This window comes from Tepidimonas sp. (assembly GCF_036824975.1).
GTDB lineage: Bacteria > Pseudomonadota > Gammaproteobacteria > Burkholderiales > Burkholderiaceae_C > Tepidimonas.
The window spans coordinates 1-23,150 of the sequence record NZ_DAISZC010000018.1 but is presented as its reverse complement, the minus strand read 5'-3'; the positions used below and the strand labels follow the sequence as shown (position 1 = coordinate 23,150).

Sequence of the window (23,150 nt, the reverse complement as noted above, 5' to 3'; positions counted from 1 at the left end):
TTTCGCCCCCAACGGCCCGCCGCTTCAGCGCTGCGGGCCGTTCGTTTTGGGGGAACCGGCGCGTGGCAGCGACAGGCAGCGGGCAGCCCTCTGGAGTATTGCCATGACCGACAAGCTCATCATTTTCGACACCACCTTGCGTGACGGCGAGCAGTCGCCCGGCGCGTCGATGACGAAAGAGGAAAAGCTGCGCATCGCGCGGCAGCTGGAGCGACTGCGGGTCGATGTGATCGAAGCGGGTTTTGCGGCCAGCTCCAACGGCGACTTCGAGGCGGTCAAGGCCATTGCCGACACCATCAAAGAGGCCACGGTGTGTTCGTTGGCCCGCGCCAACGATCGTGACATCAGCCGTGCGGCCGAGGCGCTGCGTGGGGCGCGCCGCGCGCGCATCCATACCTTCATCGCCACCAGTGCGCTGCACATGGCAAAGAAGCTGCGCATGACGCCCGAGCAGGTGCTGGAGCAGGCGCGACTGTCGGTGCGTTTTGCCCGCAACCTGTGCCCGGACGTCGAGTTCAGTCCCGAGGATGGTTACCGCAGCGACATCGATTTTTTGTGTCGCGTGTTGGAGGCAGTGATCGAGGAGGGGGCCACCACCATCAACATCCCCGATACGGTCGGTTACGCCATCCCCGAGCTGTACGGTCACTTCATCCGGACGCTGCGGGAGCGCATTCCCAACTCCGACAAGGCGATCTGGTCGGTGCACTGCCACAACGACCTGGGCATGGCGGTGGCCAATTCGCTGGCGGGGGTCAAAATCGGCGGGGCGCGCCAGGTGGAATGCACCATCAACGGGTTGGGCGAGCGCGCCGGCAACTGCGCCTTGGAAGAAGTGGTGATGTCGGTCAAGACGCGCCGCGACTACTTCGGGCTGGAGGTGGGCATCGACACCACCCAGATCGTGCCGGCCAGTCGCCTGGTCAGCCAGACCACGGGGTTCGTGGTGCAGCCCAACAAGGCGGTGGTGGGGGCTAACGCCTTCGCGCACGCCAGCGGCATTCATCAGGACGGTGTCCTCAAGGCCCGCGATACCTACGAGATCATGCGCGCCGAGGATGTGGGTTGGAGCGCCAACAAGATCGTGCTGGGCAAGCTCTCCGGGCGCAACGCGTTCAAGCAACGCCTGCAGGAGCTGGGCATCGTGATGGAGTCGGAAAGCGAGCTCAACGCCGCGTTTGCCAAGTTCAAGGAGCTGGCCGACCGCAAGGCCGAGATCTTCGACGAGGACATCATCGCTTTGGTGGGCGACGAGAGCGTCACACCCGAGAAGGAGCGCTACGCTCTGGTGGCGCTGGCGCAGCGTTCTGAAACCGGAGAGCGGCCGCACGCTCGCGTGGTGTTCACCATCGATGGCCGCGAGGTGGTGGGCGAGGCCGATGGCAACGGGCCGGTGGACGCCAGCATCAAGGCCATCGAGTCGCACGTGCAAAGCGGCGCCGAGCTGCTGCTGTACTCGGTCAACGCCATCACCAGCGGCTCCACCGAGTCGCAGGGCGAGGTGACGGTGCGTCTGCAGCACGGCGGGCGTGTCGTCAATGGGGTGGGCGCCGATCCGGACATTGTCGTCGCATCAGCCAAGGCCTACCTGTCGGCATTGACGAAGCTGCACAGTGCCGTGGAACGCGTGGCGGCCCAGGGTTGAGCCTGGCATCGGCCGGGTTTGTGAGAGGTATTCCCACACCGTCTCAAAAAAGTCATGTAACGGCCTGTCGGCTCGTGTGCTTTTCGGCGTGGCTGCCGTATACTGCGGCGCATGTCGGCAAAGTTGGGGACGATCATGCGTTGGGTGCGTGCGGGGCGTGTGGCCGTTTTGGCCGTTGCGCTGTGCAGCGGCGGGCTGCCCGCCGTCGGGTACGCCGCTACCCCATGGAGCGCTGGTTCAGTGCCCGGGGTTTCGGGCCCCAAGGGCACGACCATCGTGTTGCGGACGTCCGCCGCGCGCCCGCAACGGCACGCCGTTGCGCAGCGTACAGTCCGCGAGCGTCAGAGGGGCATACGCGAGGCGCGGCAGCGCCGCAGCAGGCAGGGGGCTGTGGCGGTCCGGTCTGGGTCGCGCCGTGGCGCGGTGGCGCCGTTGGCGCAGCGCGATCCCGCCCAACGATTCAGGTTGGAGCCGACCCGCCGCATCGCCGCCGCTTCTGCGGCATCCCATGCGCCGTCGACCTCCGCGCTGGTGCGTCGCAGCGGTGTGTCTGAGGCGGCATCCGCCGCGATGGCCAACTGGGTAGCCGGCGACGCTTCCGCCGCTGACCGGCTCGAGGCTGATCCGGCGGAGCCGTTGCCACTGCACTCCAGCGCCGTGCTGGTGGTGGACCGCGACACCAATGCGGTGCTGCTGGGCAAGAACGACAGCGTGGTGTTGCCGATCGCGTCACTGACCAAGTTGATGACCGGTTTGCTCATCGTCGATGCCGGCTTGCCGTTGGATGAAGTGCTCACGATCACCGACGACGACGTCGACCGGCTCAAGGGATCCGGCTCACGGCTGGCCGTGGGCACCCGCCTGACGCGCGCCGAAGCGCTGCACCTGGCCCTGATGTCGAGCGAAAACCGCGCGGCGCACGCGCTGGGTCGCACCTATCCGGGCGGCTTGCCGGCGTTCGTGGCGGCGATGAACCGCAAGGCGGCCGAACTGGGCATGACGCAAACCCGGTTCGTCGAGCCAACCGGGCTGTCCAGTGACAACCGCTCCAGTGCGCGTGATCTGGCGCGGCTGGTGGCCGCTGCCAGCGAGCGTGCGCTGCTGCGCGAACTGAGCACCTCGCCCGAGTACGAGTTGCACGCTGGCCGCCGCGTGGTCCAATTTCGCAACAGCAACCGTCTGGTGCGCGAAAGTGGCTGGAACATCTTGCTGCAGAAGACCGGCTACATCCGCGAGGCGGGGCGCTGCGTCGTCATGCAGGTGCGCCTGGCCGGTCGTGACCTGATCATGGTGCTGATGGATGCGGCCAATTCCACCGCACGCTGGACGGACGCCGAGCGGCTGCTGCGCTGGCTGGATGCCACGCTGGTGTCCAGTGACGGCGCTCATCAGCCGCGCCTGTCTCTGTAGCCAAGCGCGGCACTGATCTGTGCTGCGGTGGCCTGCAGCTTGGGCAGCCAGCTCTCGTCGATGCGGTTGGCCGGGGCCGAGATCGACAAGCCTGCCACCAAGCGGCCCTGATCGTCGTAGATGCCGGCGGCCATGCAGCGCACGCCAGGCTCCAGCTCCTCGTTGTCGCGTGCCACGCCCAGGCGCCGGCACTGGGCCAACTCGCGCTCCAGCGCGCTGAGTTGCGTGATGCTGTTGGGGGTGTTGCCGGCCAGGCCGGTGCGCGTCGCATAGGCGCGCAGCCGCTGCGGGTCCTCCTGCGCGAGGAACAGTTTGCCCACCGAGGTCAGGTGCAGCGGTGCGCGGCCGCCAATGGCGCGCACCACCTGCATGCCCGAGCGTTCGCTGTAGGCGCGCTCGATGTAGATGATTTCGTCGCCCTGGCGCACGCTCAGATTCACCGGCTGCTGGATCTGACGGTGCAGCTCGCGCATTGGCCCGATGGCCACCTCGCGCACGTCTAGCCGCGCCTTGACCAGGTTGCCCAGCTCCAGCAGCCGCAGGCCGAGCCGGTAGGTGCCCGGTTGCGGACGCTCGACAAACCGGCCCAGCACCAAGTCGTTGAGGATGCGGTGCGCGGTGGAGGCGTGCAGGCCGGTTTCCTCGGCCAGTGTTTTGAGCGTGACGGGCTCATCGTGGCGCGCCAGCGCATCCAGCAGCTGGAACATGCGCTCGATGACCTGTACGCTAGGCCGTGAGGAGGCGGGGGGAGCTTCGTCGGGACGCATGCCAACCGGAAATCGAACGCGCGGGCCACGCGACGGGAAACGGGATGTCTGACGGAGTACCTGGCGTCGGTCACTTCAGAGACAGCCGTGTGTTCACCAACCCGTCCACCTTGAGTGGTACACGCTGTCAGATATGATGAGGAAATTCTAGATGATGGTATTTTACCATATGAAACGCGAGCAAAAATGCTCAAGGCGCCAAAAGTATCAGACGATACCCCGCTCTGTAAGGGTGGCGCTCACCGACTGGTGCCAGACGATACCTGAGGACACCTTTTGCCAGCCTTGGCGATGATAGGCCATGACAGGCGATGGGGAGTGCTGTGGGTTGCCGGGCCGACCCGGTATGCGTAGGTACCCCACCGCGACAGCGCCGCGCGGGCGGCTAGAGGGCTGTTGGCGCGGGTGGTGCGTCGGCGCGGTGCCAGATCCCGTGCCGGTACACCTCGTGCGGCCGAAAACACACCTTGTACGCCATCTTGGCGCTGTCGGCAATCCAGTACCCCAGATAAACGTGGGGCAGGTTCATGCGGCGCGCTTGTTCGATCTGCCACAGCACCGCGTAGGTGCCCAGTGAACCGGGCCAGTCCGGATCGTAGAACGTATAGACCGCCGACAGCCCGTCGTCAAGAAGATCGATCAGCGCAACCATCACCAAGCGGTCGGGCAGCTCGTCCATCCCGGGGGCGACGAACTCCACCAGCCGCGAGTTGACGTGGCTTTGCAGCAGGAACTGGGTGTACTGCTCGGTGTCGTCTTGGTCCATGCCGCCGCCCGGGTGGCGACTGCGTTGGTAGCGCAGATATAGCGCGTAGTGCTCCGGCGAAAAGCCCAGGCGCATGACGCGCACGCGCAAGTTGGCGTGGCGACGCCAGATGCGGCGCTGGCTGCGGTTGGGGGTGAACTCGGCCGCCAGCACCCGCAGTGGCACGCACGCGTGGCAGCCGTCGCAATGGGGGCGATAGGTGAACAGGCCGCTGCGCCGAAAACCCGCGGCCACCAGCCGCGAGTAGGTCTCGCCCTGGATCAGGTGACTGGGGGTGGCGACCTGCGAACGCGCCACCCGACCCGGCAGATAGCTGCACGGGTACGGCGCCGTGGCGTAGAACTGCACGGTGGTCAGGGGCAGCTCTTGCAGTCGGGTCACGTCGAAGCACAGCCAGGTTGCTCGGGTGGCGGCAGGCCCGGTGCAGGGGCTGCATGCCACAGTGACTCCCAGTATAGGCAATCCCAGCGCCAGTGGGGGGCGGGCGCCGCAATGGCCTCATGCACCGCCTGCACGAAGGCGCTGCGCGGCTCCTCGGCCGCACCCAGCGAGGCCAGGTGACGGGTGTTTTGCTGGCAGTCGATCAGCGGCACCTCCCAGGTGCGGCAGGCCGCCACCAGCGCCGCTAGGGCGATTTTGGAGGCGTCGCGCCGGTGCGCGAACATCGATTCGCCAAAGACGGCGCGCCCCAGCGCCACGCAGTACAGTCCCCCCACCAGTTCACCGTCCCACCAGGTCTCTACACTGTGGGCATGGCCCGCGCGATGCAGCGCGCGGTAGGCGGCGATCATCTCGGGCACGATCCAGGTTCCGCTTTGGCCTGGGCGAGGGGTGTCGGCGCAGGCCTGGATCACGGCGTCGAAGGCGGAGTCGACGCGGATGTCGAGCCGCCGCTGCCGCAGCGCGCTGCGAATGGTCTTGCGCAGCGAGTGGCTGAGGCGAAAGTGGGCCGGACGCAGCACCATGCGCGGGTCGGGACTCCACCACAGAATCGGCTGGCCCGGGCTGAACCAGGGGAAGATACCCTGCGCGTAGGCCTGTAGCAGCGTCGGGACGTCCAGCGCGCCGCCGGCCGCCAGCAGGCCGGGCACGGGATCGCGCGGACCCCATGCCTCCCCCACCGGGGGAAACGGGGCTCCTGGCTCCAGCCAGGGCAGGGAGCGGGGCTGCGTCATCAGGGTTGCTCCCTGTGCGTGCGCGGGCGCCGCGGCGCGGCGGCTGTGGTGGGTGTGGTGGGTGTGGTGGGTGAGGATGCGGCGGCACCTTCTTGCGACGCCCTTACGGGGCGCGTTGGCGCTGCGGTGCGGGTGCGCGACGTATCCGGCGGCGCCGGTGGGTTTGCACGCCGCGCGGCGCGGTCGTGATCGCACCACGCCGCAACGCGGCACTGCCCGCACAGCGGCGCGCGTGCCTTGCAGACGTAGCGCCCGTGCAGGATCAGCCAGTGGTGGGCGTCTTCCCGATAGGCGGCGGGCACGCGTTGCTGCAGCGCGTGCTCCACCTGCAGCGGCGTCTTGCCCGGTGCCAGCCCGGTGCGGTTGGCGACGCGAAAGATGTGCGTGTCCACCGCCATGGTCGGCTCGCCAAAGGCCACGTTCAGCACCACGTTGGCGGTCTTGCGGCCGACGCCGGGCAGCCCCTCTAGTGCTGCACGCTCGCGCGGCACGGCGCCGCCGTGGTGCTGCAGCAGCAACTGGCAGGTTTGCAGCAGGTGCCGTGCCTTGCTGCGGTACAGGCCAATGGTGCGGATATACGACTCCAGCCCCTCTAGGCCCAGGTCCAGAATGGCCTGCGGCGTGTTGGCCACCGCAAACAGCCGCCGCGTGGCCTTGTTGACACCAACATCGGTGGCCTGAGCGCTGAGCAGCACCGCCACGAGCAGCTCGAACACACTCGTATACTCGAGCTCGGTCTGCGGGTGCGGACGTTCGGCCTGCAGGGTGGCAAAGAATGCCTCGATGTCACGGGGTGTCATGTCGGTGCGCAAGGTACCGTCGGGACTGTCGGCCCCGCAGCTAGGAGTACGTGGAACATGGATTTTGCCGCGGATGTCACTGAGCTTGCTGACGCTGTGCGCTTGGCGCAGCGCCTGGACAACGTCGAGACGTCGGCGATCCGCGAGCTGTTCAAGCTGCTGGGCAAGCCCGGCATCATCAGCTTTGCGGGGGGCTTTCCGGATGCGGCGCTGTTCGATGTGGACGGCATCCGCGAGGCGGTGCTGGCTGCGCTGGAGCATGAGCCGGGCGCGGCGCTGCAATACGGCGCCACCGAGGGATTCGACCCGCTGCGCGAACAGCTGGCAGCCTTCATGGCCGCCAAGGGCGTCACGGGGGTGGCGCCGGCCGACCTGATCGTCACCACCGGCAGCCAGCAGGCGCTGGATCTGCTGGGCAAGACGCTGATCTCGCCCGGCGACACGGTGATCGTCGAGGCCCCGACGTTCCTGGCCACGATCCAGTGTTTCCGGCTCTACGGAGCGCAGCTCCTGACCGTGCCCGTGGATGGGCAGGGCGCCGACGTCGAGGTGCTGCAGCGGCTGATCGCCGAGCATCGGCCCAAGTTCATCTACCTGATTCCGACCTTCGGCAACCCGAGCGGCGCCATGATGTCCGAGGCGCGCCGCCGCCGCGTGCTGGAGTTGGCGGTGCGCACACGCACGCTGGTGGTCGAGGACGATCCCTACGGCGACCTGTACTTCGACGCGCCGCCCCCGCCCAGCCTGCTGGCGCTCAGCGCCCAGGTGCCGGGCAGCCGCGAGTGCCTGGTGCACTGCGGCAGCCTGAGCAAGGTGCTGTCGCCGGGGCTGCGCATCGGCTGGATGGTGGCGCCGCCGCGGCTGCTGGCCAAGGCCACGATGTGCAAGCAGTTCAGCGATGCGCACACCAGCACGTTCGCCCAGGCTACGGCGGCACAGTACCTGGCCGCGGGGCGCATGCCGGCAACGCTGGCGCGCGTGCGCGCCATCTACGCGCAGCGGGCGCAGGCCATGGTGCAGGCACTGCGCCACGAGTTGGGCGCGGCCATCGAGTTCGTGCCACCGCGTGGTGGGCTGTTCGTCTGGGCGCGCTTAAGCGGTGCGGGCGGTGCCTGCGCTGATGGTGCCGAGCTGGCGCGCCGCGCTATCGACCACGGGGTGGCGTTCGTGCCCGGCGCCCCCTTCTTCGCCCGCGACCCCGACCGCGCCACGCTGCGCTTGAGCTTTGCCACGGTGGATGAGGACCGCATCCGCGAGGGTGTGCGGCGGCTGGCGCGGGCGCTGCGGGGTTGATGGCGGGCGGCGCCGGTCAGTGGCCGGCCAGCCACAACCGCAGTCGCAGGCCCCAGCCCGTGGTGTAGCCGACGGTGGTGTGGCGCAAGGTGCCGTCGGGCATCAACACACTGAACATCGGCACCGAGCGCCAGCCGTGACGGTCGGCAAGGTGGCCGTTGGCATCGAAGACCACCACCCAGCGCAGGCCACGGGTGGCCAGGTGCCGGCGTACCGCGGCGGCGTCACCGCTGCGTGTGGCCACGGTGAGCACTGGCCTCGTGCGCGCCAGCGCGTCTACCTGGTCATCCATGGCATCGCAGATCGGGCACCAGGTGGCCCACACGTACAGCGCCACTGGCGTGTCGGTGGCGCCGAGCCGCGCGCGCAGGTCGCTCAGCGTGCCGCGGCCCTCGCTGCCGTCGGGCAGCACCCACGCCAGCGGCCCGTCCTCGCGCCAGTGCGGGGTGGCATCGCGCAGCATCCATGCCTGCACGGCCAGCACGACCACAGCGGCCACTCCCAGCGTGAGGGCCGCTTCCCGCAGCAGTCTCGGGGTGCGTCGCATGCTACATTGTCGCCGGTATCGCAAACGCCAGCGGGATGGGTCGTCCACGGGGCGCCGACCACGTGGTGCGGCGCAGCCCGAGTGTCCGTCCCCGACCATCGAGGAGCATCATGACCACCCCGACCAAATACCTGCTCGACGAGCGCCAGATGCCGAAATTTTGGTACAACATTGTGGCCGATTTGCCCAAGGCCCCGCCACCGGTGCTGCACCCGGGCACGCTGCAGCCGGTGGGGCCAGATGATCTGGCGCCGCTGTTTCCGATGGCGCTGATCCTGCAGGAGGTCAGCACCGAGCGCGAAATCGAAATTCCCGAGCCGGTGCGCGAGATCTACCGCCTGTGGCGGCCATCGCCCCTGTTTCGGGCGCATCGGTTGGAGAAGGCGCTGGGCACGCCGGCCAGGATTTTCTACAAGTACGAGGGCGTCAGCCCCGCGGGCAGCCACAAGCCCAATACGGCGGTGCCACAGGCGTTTTACAACGCGCAGGCGGGCACGAAGCGCCTGACCACCGAGACCGGCGCCGGCCAGTGGGGCACCTCGCTGTCGTTTGCGGGGCAGCTGTTCGGGCTGGAGGTGCTGGTCTTTCAGGTGCGCGTCAGTTACGACCAGAAGCCGTACCGTCGCGCGGTGATGCAGACCTACGGCGCACGCTGCCTGCCGTCGCCATCTACCGAGACCGAGTACGGCCGCCGGGTGCTGGCGCAGCGGCCCGATCACCCGGGCAGCCTCGGCATCGCGATTTCCGAAGCAGTGGAGCTGGCCGCGCAGCGCGACGACACCAAGTACGCCCTGGGCTCGGTGCTCAATCACGTGCTGCTGCACCAGACCGTGATCGGCCTGGAGGCGATGGAACAGCTGCAGATGGCCGATGCGTGGCCGGATGTGATCGTAGGGGCCACGGGGGGTGGCAGTAACTTCGCGGGCATCGCATTCCCGTTCATCGGGCATGCGCTGCGTGGCGGGCCGCGGCCGCGCGTGGTGGCGGTGGAGCCGGCGGCGTGTCCGTCGCTGACGCGCGGCAAGTACGCTTACGACTTCGGCGACACCGCGCACCTGACGCCGTTGACCAAGATGCACACCCTGGGCTCCACCTTCACGCCGCCGCCCTTCCATGCCGGTGGCCTGCGCTACCACGGCATGGCGCCGCTGGTGTCGCATCTGAAGGAGCTCGGCCTGATCGAGGCCGTGGCCTATACCCAGACGCAATGCTTCGAGGCGGGCGTGCTGTTTGCACGCAGCGAAGGCATCGTGCCGGCGCCCGAAGCCAACCACGCCGTCAAAGGCGCCATCGAAGAGGCGCTGCGCTGCAAGCGCGAGGGGCGCAGCGAAACCATTTTGTTCAACCTGTGCGGCCACGGCCACTTCGACATGGCGGCGTATCAAAAGTATTTCGCCGGTGAGCTCAAGGACGAGAGCTACGACGAGCGCGAGCTGGCCATGGCGCTGTCGGGGCTGCCCAGCGTGCCCGAGCCCGCCTGAGGAGTGTAGGCGGCAGGGGCAGCGCCCCTCAGGGCTGCACGACGTCAAGCAGCCGGTCCAGCCCACCCATGTCGATGGCGATGTGGGCCTGCTGGCGCACCCGCGGTTTGGCGCGGTAGGCCACCGACAGTCCGGCGGCGGCCATCATCTCCAGGTCATTGGCGCCGTCGCCCATCGCAATCGCCTGCTCGGGTGCGCAGCCGATCAGGTCGCACGCCTGCAGCAGCGTGCGACGCTTTTCGGCGCCGTCGCAGATGTCGCCCCAGCTCTGGTCGAGCAGGCGGCCCGTCAGGCGTCCGTCGACGATCTCCAGCCGGTTGCTGCGCGCGAAGTCTAGCGCCAGCCGATCGCGCAGCCGGTCGGTGAAGAACGTGAAGCCCCCGCTGACCAGCAGCACCTTCAGCCCCGCGCCCTTGCACGCCAGCACCAGTTCGGCGGCGCCGGGGTTGAGCTTGAGGCGCTGCCGGTAGACGTGCTCCAGGTGTTCGACCGAGACCCCTTCGAGCAGCGCCACGCGTCGGCGCAGGCTTTCTTTGTAGTCGGTGATTTCGCCGCGCATCGCCGCTTCGGTGATGGCGGCGACTTCGGCCTTGCGGCCGGCGGCGTCGGCGATTTCGTCCACGCACTCGATGTTGATCAGCGTGGAGTCCATGTCGAACGCGATCAGCCGGTAGTCGCGCAGGCGCAGCGGCGGGTCGATGCCTTGAACCCGTAGGCCCGGGGCAATTTCGCGGGGGGGGTGCATGGTGTCAGTGGTGAGTAGTGGCTCCCGGCCCCTAATGGCTAACGATTGGGTGGGGGCTTCGGGTTTGTGGCCGGTGGTCACGCGCAGTGCCCCGGCATTGGTCTGACGGTGGCAGAGTTTAGTCGAACCTGGGCTCACGGCGCATGGCTTCAAAAAGCCACATATCGTCCGGGGCGGTGGTTGATGGCCAGCGTGATGTTCATCAGCGCCGCGGCCAGCACCGACAGCACCAGACGCTGCGCATCCAGCAAGGGCCACGAAGCCAGCAGGATGCTGCCATCGATGACGAGTTGCACCACACCGGCACGCCAGCCGAAGCGCTCCTGCAGCCACAGCACCAAGGTGTTGAAGCCGCCGAGGCTGGCGCGGTGGCGAAACAGGATGATGAAGCCCACACCCACCAGCAGTCCGCCGGCGGCTGCGGCGAACACCGGGTCGAGGTGCTGCAGCTCGATCCAGCGCGGCATGGCCTCGGTGAAAGCAGCCAGCAGCGCTACGGCCAGCACGGTTTTGAGCGTGAAGGCGCGTCCCATGCGCACCCAAGCCAGCGCGTAAAACGGCAAGTTGATGACAAATACCAAAGCCCCGAAGGACAAGCCGCTGGCGTAGTGCACCAGGAACGCCAGCCCCACGGTGCCGCCGGTCACCAGCCCGGCGTGGCGAAACAGCACCAGACCCAGCGCGACAATGAGCGTTCCGGTGAGCAGCGCCTGCGCGTCGTCGAGCCACGTGTGGCGGGCGACACCCCAGGTGGGCGCCGCGGTGGGCGGGGTCGTGTTGGGGGGATGAGGCAGCGCAGACATGGGGGATGTCGGCATCAGGCGGTGGGGGCCGCGGCGGGCTGGGGCTGCCCCAGCGCGCGCAGCACGTCGCGTACGAGCTGGGCGCGATCACGTGGCTCAGGCAACGCACGCTCGATTTTCAAGCGGTCATTGCCCGCCAGCTTGATGTGGCGGTTTTTCTGGATCAGCTCGATGATGCGCATGGGATCGATCGGCGGGTTGGGCCGGAAGGCGATCAGGATATGGCTGGGCGCGGCGTCGATCTTGGCCACGCCGTAGCGCTCGGCCAGCACGCGCAGGCGGTGCACCTCGATGAGGACCTGCGCCGGCGGCGGCAGCTTGCCGAAGCGGTCGGCGATGTCCTCCACCAGGGCGTCGAGCTGCTCAGCGCTGCGCGCGCTGGCCAACTTCTTGTAAAAGCTCAGTCGCAGGTGCACGTCGCCGCAGTAGTCCTGCGGCAGCAGTGCAGGCGCGTGCAGGTTGATTTCGGTGGTGACGTGCAGCGGGCGCAGCAGGTCGGGCTCTTTGCCTTCGCGCAGGCTGCGCACCGCCTCGGCCAGCATCTCGTTGTAGAGTTGAAAGCCGATTTCGGTGATGTTGCCGCTTTGCGCTTCGCCCAGCACTTCGCCGGCGCCGCGGATCTCCAGGTCGTGCATCGCCAGATAGAAGCCGCTGCCGAGCTCCTCCATCTGCTGGATCGCCTCCAGCCGCTGTGCGGCCTGCTTGCTCAGCCCCTCGATGTCGGGCACCAGCAGGTAGGCGTAGGCCTGGTGGTGGCTGCGGCCCACGCGCCCGCGCAGCTGGTGCAGCTGCGCCAGCCCAAACTTGTCGGCGCGGCTGATGACGATGGTGTTGGCGGTGGGCACGTCGATGCCGGTTTCGATGATGGTGGAGCACAGCAGCAGGTTGAAGCGCTGCGCCACGAAGTCGCGCATGACGCGCTCCAGCTCGCGCTCGGGCATCTGGCCGTGGGCGATGGCGATGCGCGCCTCAGGCAGCAGCTGCTCCAGCTGGGCGCGACGGTTTTCGATGGTCTCGACCTCGTTGTGCAGGAAGTACACCTGGCCCCCGCGCTTGAGTTCGCGCAGTACCGCCTCGCGGATGACGCCGGCGTTTTCCTCGCGCAGGAAGGTCTTGATGGCCAGCCGCCGCTGCGGCGCGGTGGCGATCACCGACAGATCGCGCAGCCCCTCCAGCGCCATGCCCAGCGTGCGCGGGATCGGGGTGGCGGTAAGCGTCAGCACGTCCACCTCGGCGCGCAGCGCCTTGATGGCCTCCTTGTGGCGTACGCCGAAGCGGTGCTCCTCGTCGATGATCAGCAGCCCGAGATTTTTGAACTTCGTTTTTTCGCTGAGCAGCTTGTGCGTGCCGACGACGATGTCGATGCTGCCCTCCTGCAGTCCTTTCAGCGCCGCGGCAATCTCCTTGGGCGTGCGAAAGCGGCTCATCTCGGCGATGCGCACCGGCCACTTGGCAAAGCGGTCGGTCAGCGTCTGGTAGTGCTGCTCGGCCAGCAGCGTGGTGGGCGCCAGCAGCGCCACCTGGTAGCCGCTCATGACGGCCACGAAGGCCGCTCGCAGCGCCACCTCGGTCTTGCCAAAGCCGACGTCGCCACAGACCAGCCGATCCATCGGACGCGGGCTGATCAGATCCTGGATGACGGCGTGGATGGCAGCCCGCTGATCGGGCGTTTCCTCGAAACCGAAGTCGTTGGCGAAGGCTTCATACGCCTTGGCATCGAAGCGCATGGCGTGGCCCTGACGTGCGGCGCGGCGGGCGTAAACGTCTAACAGTTCGGCGGCGGTGTCGCGTACCTGCTCGGCAGCCTTGCGTCGGGCCTTGTCCCACTGGCCGCTGCCCAGGCGGTGCAGGGGTGCCTCGTCAGCGCTGACGCCGGTGTAGCGGCTGATGAGGTGCAGCTGCGACACCGGCACGTACAGCGTTGCGCCCTGCGCGTACTCCAGGTGCAGAAATTCCTGCAGCGCGGGGGTGCCGTCCGGGTTTTTTTCGCCCAGGTCCAGGTTCACCAGTCCGCGGTAGCGGCCAATGCCGTGCTGGGCGTGCACCACCGGGTCACCGGGCTGCAGTTCGCTCAGGTCTTTGATGAGCGCTTCAACGTCACTGGCCTGTTCCTGCTTGCGCCGGCGGCGCACGGTGGGGCCGGCGGCGAACAGTTCGGTTTCGGTGACCAACTCGATACCCGCTTCGCGCCAGGCAAAGCCTGCCGACAGCGGCGCCACCGTCAGGCCCAAGCGGGCATCGCTGGCGCGAAACGCGGCCAGATCGCCGACGCCCACCGGCTGGATGCCGCTGGCGCGCAGAAAGTCGTGTAGGTTCTCCCGGCGGCCGTCGCTGTCGGCCAGGATCAGCACGCGCGCCTCAGTGGCGGCCAGATGGGCGTGCAGCCGCGCCAGCGGCTCCTCGGCTGCACGCTGCACGGTCAGCTCCGGCAGAGGGGCCACGACGTCCGCCCAAGCCGTCCACGCCTGGGCCGGTGCCACGGGCCGCAGCGCCCATTGCGGGTAGGCGTTGGCCAGCCGGTAAAAGCCCTCGGCGTCCAGAAACAGGGCGTGCGGGGGCAGCACCGGGCGTTCCGGGTCGCCCTGCGCCAGACGATGGCGCTCGCGGGTGTCCTGCCAGAAGCGCTGCATGGCGTCCTCCACGTCGCCGTGCAGCACCACGGTGGCCTGCGGGCCCAGGTAGTCGAACACCGTAGCGGTTTCGTCGAAAAACAGCGGCAGATAGTATTCGACGCCCGGCGGCACCACCCCGGCGCCGATGTCCTTGTACAGGCGGCTCTTGGTCGGGTCGCCCTCCAGCAGCTCGCGCCAGCGCGCCCGAAAGCGCGCGCGCGCCGCGTCGTCAAGCGGAAACTCACGCCCAGGCAGCAGGCGCACCGCGGGCACGGGATAGAGGCTGCGTTGCGTGTCGGGGTCGAAGGTGCGGATGGAGTCGATCTCATCATCAAACAGATCGACCCGATACGGCACCGGCGAGCCCATCGGGTAGAGGTCGATGAGCCCACCGCGCACGGCATATTCGCCCGGGCTGACCACCTGGGTGACGTGCTGGTAGCCGGCCAGCGCCAGCTGCGCGCGCAGCCGCTCAGCGTCCAACCGCTGCCCGGTCTGGAACGAGAACGTGTAGGCGGCCAAAAACGACGGCGGCGCCAGCCGCGTCAGCGCCGTGCTGGCCGGGATCAGGATCACGTCGGCGCCATCGTCGGCGCTGCGCTGCTGGATGCGCCACAGTGTGGCCAGCCGCTCAGAAATCAGGTCCTGGTGCGGCGAGAAGGTATCGTAGGGCAACGTTTCCCAGTCCGGAAATAGCGCGCAGCGCAGCCCGGGCGCAAAGAGGGGCAGTTCCTCGAGCAGGCGCTGCGCATCTGCCGCGTCGGCGGTGACGATGGCTGTCAGGCGGCCAGCGGCCTTGTCGCGTTCAGCCAGCGCCGCCAGCACCAGGGCGTCGGCGCCGCGCGGCGGGCATGGGGTGGCAAAGCGCTTGCCGGGAGTCAGACGGGGCAGTTCCATGGGAAGGCGAGATTCTAGAATCCGGCGCCATGATGTCTGCTGCACCCGACCGCGACGGCTCGACGAACGGCCCCAGCCTTGGGCCGGCTGTGCCCGCCTGCGCTGACACGCCCTGGCCGCGCGACGCGACCGGCCCCGTGCGCTACTACGCGCTGGTGCCGGCTGCGGGCAGCGGCAGCCGCGCCGGTCTTGGCTTTCGCAAGCAGTATTACCGCATCGCCGGGCGGCGCGTCATCGACCACACGCTGGCCGCGCTGGGCGCGCTGCCGGCGCTGGCGGGCGTGGCGGTGGTGCTGGCGGCCGACGATGACACCACGGTGGGGGATGGCCAACGGGTGCGGGTCTGTCGTGTGGGCGGCGCCACGCGGGCCGAAAGCGTCCTCAACGGGCTGGCGGCGCTGGCCGAGGCGGGCGCGCGCGATCAGGACTGGGTGCTGGTGCACGACGCGGCGCGCTGCCTGGTGCGGCCCGCCGACATTCAAGCCCTCATCGAGGCGTGCATCGACGATCCGGTGGGCGGGCTGCTGGCGGTGCCGCTGGCCGATACCCTCAAGCGGGTGGGTGCCGACAGCCGCGTGCGGGCAACGGTGGAGCGCGGCGACAAGTGGCTGGCGCAGACGCCGCAGATGTTTCGGCTGGGGCTGCTGCGGCAGGCGTTACAGCCGCATCGGGCCACGGGGTTTGTAGGCATCACCGACGAGGCCAGCGCGGTGGAGGCGCTGGGTCTGCAGCCGCGCGTGGTGCGCGGCAGCGCCCGCAACCTCAAACTCACGTTTGCGGAGGACTTTGCCATGGCCGAACCCTGGTTGCGCGCTGCGGCAGCGCCGACCTGGCGCGTGGGCGAAGGCTGGGACGTGCACGCCCTGGTGCCGGGGCGGCGGCTGGTGCTCGGCGGCGTCGACATCCCGTTTGAGCGTGGTCTGCTGGGACACTCGGACGCGGATGCGCTGCTGCATGCCCTCACGGATGCGCTGTTGGGCGCCGCCGGTTTGGGCGACATCGGCACCTGGTTTCCAGACCACGACCCGCGCTACGCCGGGGCGGACTCTCAGGTCCTGCTGCGTGCGGCCGCACAGGCGGTGCGCGAGCGCGGCTGGCAACCCGTCAACGTGGACGCCACTGTAGTGGCACAAGCACCGCGCCTGGGACCTTACCGCGCCGCCATGCAGGCCAACATCGCGCGCGCCCTCGGGCTGCCGCAGCAGGCGGTCAACGTCAAGGCCAAGACCGCGGAACGGCTGGGACCGGTGGGGCAGGGACTCTCGATCGAGGCCCGGGCGGTGGTGCTGCTGTCTGCGGTGGGCACCTGAGCGGCTAGCCAGGCCGCGCAATCCACCCGTGCGGATGCGTACGCGCGCGGCCCGGCCTGGGGCCAGTCGGAAACGGCACGGGGCAAGGAGCAAGGAGGGGCTGTTCGCTACCCCTGCCGGGGGCGATGCGCCGCGGCGGCGTAATGACTGCCTGTCAAGCAGCAGGCAGGCGCAGCGTCACCTGCAGGCCGCCACCGGGGGCGTGGTCGATCTGGCAGGCGCCGCCCCAGCGTTCCACAGTACGGCGCACGATGGCCAGACCGAGCCCCGCGCCAGGCGAGGTACGGGCACTTTCCGCGCGAAAGAACGGCGCCGTCAGGTGCGGTAACACCTCGGCCGGCACGCCCGGGCCGTGGTCGCGCACGCGCAGCTCGACGCCGTCCGCAATGCGCGTGGCGTGCACCTGCACGTGCGCGCGGCCATCGGCTCCGCGCCCGTGTCGCACGGCGTTTTCCAGCAGGTTGCTCAGCACGCGCTGCAGCGCCGTGGGCTCGGCCATCACCGCCACGTCCGCGGCGATGTCCACCTCCAGCGCCAGGTCGTTGCGTGTGCGATACGGTTGCGCGGCGCGCTCCACCGCGTCGGCCAGCGCCACCGCGGTCGTGGGTGCGCGGATGTCGCGTGCGTAGGCCAGAAACTGGTCAATGATGGCATCGATCTGCTCGACGTCATACGCCATGCGCTCGCGGGTGGCGGCGTCCGGTACCCCCAGCTCGATTTCCAGCCGCAGGCGCGCCAGCGGTGTGCGCAGGTCGTGCGAGATGCCCGCCAGCAGCAGCCGCCGGTCGGCGTCGGTGCGCGCCAGCGCCTCGGCCATGCGGTTGAAGGCGTGATTGACGTCGGCGATCTCGCGCGTGCTGACCGCCTCGTTCAGCGGCGGGCCGGCAAAGTCGGCGGCACCGATGCGCCGTGCCGCCTGGGCCAGCCGCTGCAGCGGTTGGTTGATGAGACGCGTGATCAGTACCGCCCCCAGCAGCGACAGCAGCAGTGCCAGTCCCAGCCACACGAACCACGTGGTGCCGTGCACCGGCTCGATGCGCGAGCGGTCGGCCAGCAGCCAGTAGCTGTCGCTGTCGATGCGAAAGCCAATCCACAGACCATCGAAGCCGTTGACTTCGCGCGCCACCACCGTATCGCCACCCAGACGGTCGATGAGCGCGGCGGCGATGCGCTGTCCCGTCGTGTTGGGGGCAAACGGCACGTACACGTCGCTGGGTTCGCGCATCGCGATACGGACGTTTTCCTCGTCGGCCAGCGTCTTGACCAGGGCAATGCGCGCGATCGGGTCGGTGTAGACCAGCGCCACCCGCGTCAGGTTGACCAGCGACGCCAAGGCCTGCGCGCTTTGCAGCGCGCGCGGCTCCTCCTCCAGCGTGCGAAAGGTCTGGAACCAGGTCAGCACGCTCAGCGACAGCAGCGCGGCCAGCAGCAGAAAATTGCGCCAAAACAGCGTCATGGGCGAACGCGCCTCAGGCATCGGGGACAAACATATAGCCCACCCCCCACACGGTCTGGATATAGCGCGGATTGGCAGGATCGGGTTCGATGAGCTTGCGCAGCCGCGACACCTGCACGTCCAGGCTGCGGTCGAACGGCTCGAACTCGCGCCCGCGCGCCAATATCGCCAGCCGTTCGCGCGACAGCGGCTGGCGCGGGTGGCGCACGAGGGCCTTGAGCATCGCAAACTCGCCGGTGGTCAGCGGCACTTCGGTGCCGTCACGCAGCAGCCGCCGACGCCCGACGTCAAAGGTGTACGGGCCAAAGCGCACCACTGCGCCGTCAGCCGCCACCGCCCCGGGCGCTTCCGGGGGAGGTCGGCGGCGCAGCACGGCGTGGATGCGCGCCAGCAGCTCGCGCGGATTGAACGGCTTGGGCAGGTAGTCGTCGGCGCCCACCTCCAGACCGACGATGCGGTCCACATCCTCGCCCTTGGCGGTGAGCATGATGATCGGCGTCAGGTCGCCGCTGGCGCGCAGGCGGCGGCAAATCGACAACCCGTCTTCACCCGGCAGCATCCAGTCCAGCACGATCAGGTCAACGGGGTCGCGCTGCAGCAGGCGATCCAGCCGCGGCCCGTCGTCGGCCAGCAGCACGTCGAAGCCTTCCTGCGTCAGGTAGCGGTTGAGCAGTTCACGGATGCGCTGGTCGTCGTCCACGACGAGCAGGCGCGGGGGGCGACGCGTATTCATGGCGCAATTGTCAGACCAAAGCGGCGTGTTACGCTAAGACCATTGCCGGTTGCGCGCGCGGGCGTTGCGCGCGCCCGTTGCGGCCCGACGATGGGCAGGGAGGCGATGGTCATGGACAAGGCATGGGTATATCGATGGCGAGTCGCATGGGCGCTCGGGTTGTGGACTCTGCTGCTGCCAGTTGGCGCAGCGTTTGCGCAAACCGTATCGTCTGACGCGGCTGCAGTCGGCGTCGTGCACCTGAGTGCGCGCGCGCAGCAGCGCGTGCCGCACGACTGGCTGGCGGTGACGGTGGCCGCGCGCCAGCAGGGGGCAGACCCTGCGGCGGTGCAGGCGCAGCTGGCGCGGGTGCTCGATGGCGCCCTGGCGCAGGTGCGGCCGCTGCAGTGCCCTGGGCAGCTGGAAGCCAGCAGCGCCGGGGTGCAGGTGCAGCCACGCTACGGACGCGAAGGTCAGATCGTCGGCTGGCAGGGCAGCGCCGAGCTGCTGCTGCAGGGGCGCGACATGGGGCAGGTGGCCAGCGTCGCTGCCCAGCTGCCGGGGCTGGTGATCACGGGCCTGCAGCTGTCGCTGAGCCGTGACACCATCGCGCGTGCCGAAGCCGCGTTGCGCGAGCAGGCCATCGCCGCCTTCCGGCAGCAAGCACTGGAGGTGGCGCGTGCCTTTGGCTACGCCGGCTACGCGCTGGGCGAGGTGCACGTCAGTGCCGCCTCTCCCGACGGAGGGCCGCCACGGCCCCTGCTGCGCGCACAGGCCATGGCCGCGGCCGAGGCCGCCCCGGTGCTGACGGTGGAGCCTGGTCAGACCACGCTGGAGGTGACCGTCTCCGGCTCGATCCGCCTGACCGCCCGGCCCTGATGCGCGCCCCCGTGTCGCGGCCGCCCCGGCCGCGAGGTCCCTCTTATTGCGCCGTCCAGCCGCCGTCCATGTTCCACGCCACGCCGCGCACATTGTTGGCGGCGGGCGAACAGAAAAATACCGCCAGCTCACCCAGTTCCTCGGGCGTGGTGAACTGCATCGACGGCTGCTTTTCGGCCAGCAGCAGCCGGGTGGCCTCCTCGTTGCTGATGCCCAGTGCCGCGGCCTTGGCGTCCACCTGCTTTTGCACCAGCGGCGTTAGCACCCACCCGGGGCAGATGGCGTTGCAGGTTACCCCCGTGGTGGCGGTCTCCAGCGCCACCACCTTGGTCAGTCCCACCAGGCCGTGCTTGGCCGCCACGTAGGCTGACTTTTGGGCCGAAGCTACCAGGCCGTGTACCGAGGCCACGTTGATGATGCGCCCCCAGTTGGCCGCCTTCATTGCCGGCAGCGCCAACCGGATGGTGTGAAAGGCGCTGCAGAGGTTGATGGCGATGATGGCGTCCCAGCGCTCGGGCGGGAACTCCTCAACCGGCGCCACGTGCTGGATGCCGGCATTGTTGACCAGGATGTCGACGCGGCCGAAGCGCTCGGCAGCGGCGCGCATCAGGTCCTCGATCTCGGCAGGATGGCTCATGTCCGCGCCGTGGTAGAACACCGGCACGCCCAGCGCCTCGATCTGCTGGCGGGCGCCATCAACGTCGCCGAAGCCGTTGAGCACGATATTGGCACCCTGACGCGCCAAGGCTTTCGCAATGCCCAGACCAATGCCGCTGGTCGATCCCGTCACGAGGGCCGTCTTGTCTTTCAGCATGAGCCGCGCTCCATTTCCGATAGCATCACATTCGGTCGCGGACACGCCGCGCGCCGACCTGCGAACATTCTGTCACACACGCGCTCCATGGAACCGACCCTGCACCATCTGGCCGTTCCCGGCCCTCGGGCCCAACACGGGCAGCCACGCCGCGTGGCGTGGTGGGAGTGGAATGCCACCGGCACTGCGCACCCGGGCCATATCGTCGTCTGCGTGCACGGCCTGACGCGCCAGGCGCGCGACTTTGACGTGCTGGCCCGGGCCCTGGCGCCGCACGCCATGGTGGTGTGCATGGACGTGGCGGGGCGGGGCCACAGCGACTGGCTGGAAGACCCCATGGCCTACCAGATACCCACCTATGCGGCCGATGCCGCGGCGCTGCTGGCGCACCTGCGCCAGCGCCACGCCCAGGCCACCGGCAGCGCCGAGCCCCGCGCGCTGCGCATCGACTGGGTGGGCACGAGCATGGGGGGGCTGATCGGCATGGCGCTGGCCGCGCAGCCCGCCATCGGCTTGCGGCGGCTGGTTTTGAACGACGTCGGCCCGGTCATTGAGCCCGCGTCGCTGCAGCGCATTGCCCGGTACGTAGGGCAGCAGCCGGTGTGGCCCGACGAGGACGCTGCGGCCGATGCCCTGTGGGCGATTTCCCAGACCTTTGGCCCGCACACGCGCCAGCAGTGGCTGGCGCTGACGCGCCCGATGCTGCGTCCGGTCGAAGGCGGTTGGACGCTGCACTACGACCCGGCGATCGCGGTGCCCTTTCGCGCTCTGCTGGAGGCCACGCGCGCCGCGGATGCGGCCGCAGCCGAGCAGGCCGGGCGCGCCGCCGCCGAGGCCGGCAGCGCCAGCCTGTGGGCCCTCTACGATGCGATCACATGCCCGACGCTGCTGCTGCGTGGCGCCGAATCTGACCTGTTGTCGCCTGCCACCGCGCTGGCGATGACGCAGCGCGGCCCACGCGCGCGGCTGGTGGAGTTCGACGGCGTGGGCCACGCGCCGACGCTGGTGCAGCCCGAGCAGGTGCGGGTGGTGTGCGATTTTCTGCTGGCACCGTGATTACCCGCGCCATCCCCGACACCGCTGCGGCGGGGGCCAGCCCGGCCATCACCGCAGCGCTGGCCAATCCCACGGCCGATGAGCGCGCACTGCTGCGGGCGCGCGCCTTTGCCGAGCCGCTGCTCAGTGGCGAGGTGCTGGAAACCGGGGAGCCGGCGTTGGCGCACGCCGATGGCGTGGTCGAGATACTGCGTGCCATTGGCGCAAGCGCCGATCTGCAGGCGTGCGTCTATCTGGTCTACGGGTGCCCGTTTTTGGCTCGGCCACGCGAAGTGATTGCCAAGGCGTTTGGGGACTCCTACGCCGACGTGGCGCTGGAGACCAACAAGCTGGTGCAGCTGCAGCGGCAGGCCCGCCAGCGTGCGCAGGCGGCCAGCGCTGCGGCGCGCAGTGGCGACGCCCACCCGTCGGCGGCCGCGCAGACGGAAAACGTGCGCAAGATGCTGCTGGCGTTTTCGCGCGATCTGCGCGTGGTGCTGCTGCGGCTGGCGTCGCGCCTGCAGACGCTGCGCTACTTTGCGGCGGCCAAGCGCGAACCGGATGCCGCGCTGGCGGCCGAGTCGCTGCAGGTGTTTGCGCCGCTGGCCAACCGGCTGGGCATCTGGCAGCTCAAGTGGGAGCTGGAGGATCTGGCCTTTCGCTTTCTGGAGCCGGACACCTACAAGCACATCGCCCGGCTGCTGGATGAAAAGCGCATCGAGCGCGAGGCTGTGGTCGAGCAGGTGCGACAGCGCCTGGAGCGCGAGCTGCGCGCGCTGGGCCTGTGTGTGCAGGTACAGGGGCGCCCCAAGCACATCTACAGCATCGTCAAGAAAATGCGCGGCAAGGCGCTGGACTTCGACCAGGTGCACGACCTGCGCGCGCTGCGCGTCATCGTCGAGACGGTGGAGGAGTGCTACCGCGTGCTGGCCTGGGTGCACGACCACTTCACGCCCGTGCCCGAGGAGTTCGACGACTACATCGCCCGCCCCAAGCCCAACGGCTACCAATCGCTGCACACCGTGGTGTGCGACGAGCAGGGCCGCACGTTCGAAATCCAGATCCGCACGCGCGCCATGCACGAACACGCCGAGCATGGCGTGGCCGCCCACTGGGCCTACAAAGAGGCGGGCACCAAGGGCTATGCGGGCGTCAGTGCGGCCTCGTCCTACGACGCCAAGATTGCGGTGCTGCGCCAACTGTTGGCCTGGCAGCGCGACCTCAGTGGCCTGTCGCATGGCCTGTTCGAGGACAGCATCTACGTGCTGACGCCGCAGGCCGCCATCGTCGAGCTGCCCAAGGGCGCCACGCCGGTGGACTTTGCCTATGCGGTGCACACCGACCTGGGCCACCGCTGCCGGGGTGCGCGTGTCGATGGCCAAATGGTGCCCTTGAATACGCCGCTGGCCACGGGGCAAACGGTGGAGATCATCGCCGCCAAGGAGGGCGGCCCCTCGCGCGACTGGCTCAACCCCGAGGCGGGCTATCTGGTCAGCCACCGCGCCAAAAGCAAGGTGCGGGCGTGGTTCAATGCCCAGGCCGCCGCCGACCACATCGCGCGCGGGCGCGAGCAGGTCGAGCGGCTGCTGCAGCGTGAGGGCAAAACGGCGTTGAAACTGGAGGAGCTGGCGTTGGAGCTGGGCTTTGAGACGCCGGAGGACCTGTTCGAGGCGGTGGGCAAGGAGGCGCTGGCGCTGCGTCACATCGAACAGCACCTGCGGCCCGCCGAGCCGGCTGCTGCGCCCGACCAACTGGTGCTGAAAAAGACCCGCGCGGCGCCCACCGCGCGTGCGGGCGACGTGCTGGTAGTCGGGGTGGGCGCGCTGATGACCACGCTGGCGCGCTGCTGCAAGCCCGCGCCGCCCGACGACATTCGCGGCTTTGTCACCCGCGGCAAGGGCGTCAGCGTGCATCGCACCGACTGCCCTGACTTCCAGGCACTGGCGCAGCGCCAGCCCGAGCGGGTCATTGAGGTGCAGTGGGCCGTGACGGGGACAGGCATC

At 68.9% G+C, this 23,150-nt stretch carries 18 protein-coding genes and 1 pseudogene; 8 read left to right on the top strand and 11 right to left on the bottom strand.

The genetic code is table 11. From position 1 onward, the window contains the following. Positions 1–103 precede the first annotated feature (103 nt). Entirely contained in the window at positions 104–1,645 is a 1,542-nt protein-coding gene (locus V7Z54_RS03690) for a 2-isopropylmalate synthase (protein ID WP_334134441.1), read from the top strand. Positions 1,646–1,780: 135 nt separating this feature from the next. Beyond that, positions 1,781–3,055 carry a D-alanyl-D-alanine carboxypeptidase family protein gene (locus V7Z54_RS03685; protein WP_443082421.1) on the top strand — a complete coding sequence of 425 codons (1,275 nt, stop codon included), beginning with the start codon at positions 1,781–1,783 and terminating at the stop codon, positions 3,053–3,055. Here the strand turns inward: V7Z54_RS03685 and V7Z54_RS03680 are convergent. The 4 genes and pseudogenes from V7Z54_RS03680 to nth all read right to left on the bottom strand — a co-directional run. Next, positions 3,034–3,822, bottom strand: a complete 789-nt coding sequence (locus tag V7Z54_RS03680) for an IclR family transcriptional regulator (RefSeq protein WP_334134438.1) — start codon at positions 3,820–3,822, stop codon at positions 3,034–3,036. The genes V7Z54_RS03685 and V7Z54_RS03680 overlap by 22 nt on opposite strands. 385 nt (positions 3,823–4,207) lie before the next feature. Further along, on the bottom strand, positions 4,208–4,969 hold the full coding sequence (locus V7Z54_RS03675; protein ID WP_334134436.1) for an arginyltransferase: 762 nt from the start codon (positions 4,967–4,969) through the stop codon (positions 4,208–4,210). After that, entirely contained in the window at positions 4,966–5,763 is a 798-nt protein-coding gene (gene aat / locus V7Z54_RS03670) for a leucyl/phenylalanyl-tRNA--protein transferase (protein WP_334134434.1), read from the bottom strand. Before aat ends, V7Z54_RS03675 begins: the two co-directional genes overlap by 4 nt. A 149-nt stretch (positions 5,764–5,912) precedes the next feature. Then, positions 5,913–6,563 (bottom strand): annotated as a pseudogene (gene nth / locus V7Z54_RS03665) (endonuclease III); the annotation flags it as partial. Between the two features lie 96 nt (positions 6,564–6,659). Here nth and V7Z54_RS03660 point away from each other — a divergent pair. Continuing rightward, a complete protein-coding gene (locus tag V7Z54_RS03660; RefSeq protein ID WP_334134451.1) occupies positions 6,660–7,856 on the top strand; it encodes an aminotransferase-like domain-containing protein in 1,197 nt (398 codons plus the stop codon). Between the two features lie 16 nt (positions 7,857–7,872). On the opposite strand, the gene V7Z54_RS03655 is transcribed toward V7Z54_RS03660, so the two are convergent. Next, entirely contained in the window at positions 7,873–8,403 is a 531-nt protein-coding gene (locus V7Z54_RS03655; RefSeq protein ID WP_334134433.1) for a redoxin family protein, read from the bottom strand. 110 nt (positions 8,404–8,513) lie between these two features. Between V7Z54_RS03655 and V7Z54_RS03650 the strand changes: the two genes are divergently transcribed. Further along, positions 8,514–9,884, top strand: a complete 1,371-nt coding sequence (locus V7Z54_RS03650) for a TrpB-like pyridoxal phosphate-dependent enzyme (RefSeq protein ID WP_334134431.1) — start codon at positions 8,514–8,516, stop codon at positions 9,882–9,884. Between the two features lie 28 nt (positions 9,885–9,912). Here the strand turns inward: V7Z54_RS03650 and serB are convergent, their stop codons facing one another. From serB to mfd, 3 genes are all read right to left on the bottom strand, one after another. Next, positions 9,913–10,629, bottom strand: a complete 717-nt coding sequence (gene serB, locus V7Z54_RS03645) for a phosphoserine phosphatase SerB (protein WP_334134429.1) — start codon at positions 10,627–10,629, stop codon at positions 9,913–9,915. A 149-nt stretch (positions 10,630–10,778) separates the two neighbouring features. Further along, positions 10,779–11,432, bottom strand: a complete 654-nt coding sequence (locus V7Z54_RS03640) for a YitT family protein (RefSeq protein WP_334134427.1) — start codon at positions 11,430–11,432, stop codon at positions 10,779–10,781. 14 nt (positions 11,433–11,446) lie between these two features. Continuing rightward, entirely contained in the window at positions 11,447–14,941 is a 3,495-nt protein-coding gene (gene mfd, locus V7Z54_RS03635) for a transcription-repair coupling factor (protein WP_334134424.1), read from the bottom strand. A 29-nt stretch (positions 14,942–14,970) separates the two neighbouring features. On the opposite strand from mfd, the gene ispD reads away from it, so the two are divergent. Next, positions 14,971–16,251, top strand: coding sequence for a 2-C-methyl-D-erythritol 4-phosphate cytidylyltransferase (gene ispD / locus V7Z54_RS03630; protein ID WP_334134422.1), 1,281 nt, complete (start codon positions 14,971–14,973; stop codon positions 16,249–16,251). Positions 16,252–16,405: 154 nt separating this feature from the next. Here the strand turns inward: ispD and V7Z54_RS03625 are convergent, their stop codons facing one another. Together V7Z54_RS03625 and ompR are read right to left on the bottom strand one after the other, a co-directional pair. Beyond that, entirely contained in the window at positions 16,406–17,707 is a 1,302-nt protein-coding gene (locus V7Z54_RS03625; RefSeq protein WP_334134420.1) for an ATP-binding protein, read from the bottom strand. Between the two features lie 13 nt (positions 17,708–17,720). After that, entirely contained in the window at positions 17,721–18,440 is a 720-nt protein-coding gene (ompR, locus tag V7Z54_RS03620; RefSeq protein WP_334134419.1) for an osmolarity response regulator transcription factor OmpR, read from the bottom strand. Between the two features lie 234 nt (positions 18,441–18,674). Here ompR and V7Z54_RS03615 point away from each other — a divergent pair, with 234 nt between their 5' ends. Further along, positions 18,675–19,298, top strand: a complete 624-nt coding sequence (locus tag V7Z54_RS03615) for an SIMPL domain-containing protein (RefSeq protein WP_334134417.1) — start codon at positions 18,675–18,677, stop codon at positions 19,296–19,298. Positions 19,299–19,341: 43 nt separating this feature from the next. Here V7Z54_RS03615 and V7Z54_RS03610 read toward each other — a convergent pair whose 3' ends face one another. Then, on the bottom strand, positions 19,342–20,112 hold the full coding sequence (locus V7Z54_RS03610) for a 3-hydroxybutyrate dehydrogenase (RefSeq protein WP_334134415.1): 771 nt from the start codon (positions 20,110–20,112) through the stop codon (positions 19,342–19,344). An 87-nt stretch (positions 20,113–20,199) separates the two neighbouring features. Here V7Z54_RS03610 and V7Z54_RS03605 point away from each other — a divergent pair, with 87 nt between their 5' ends. Then, positions 20,200–21,168, top strand: coding sequence for an alpha/beta fold hydrolase (locus tag V7Z54_RS03605; RefSeq protein WP_334134414.1), 969 nt, complete (start codon positions 20,200–20,202; stop codon positions 21,166–21,168). Continuing rightward, the coding region (locus V7Z54_RS03600) for a RelA/SpoT family protein (protein WP_443082420.1) at positions 21,165–23,150 on the top strand (1,986 nt) is incomplete at its 3' end. The genes V7Z54_RS03605 and V7Z54_RS03600, both read left to right, overlap by 4 nt.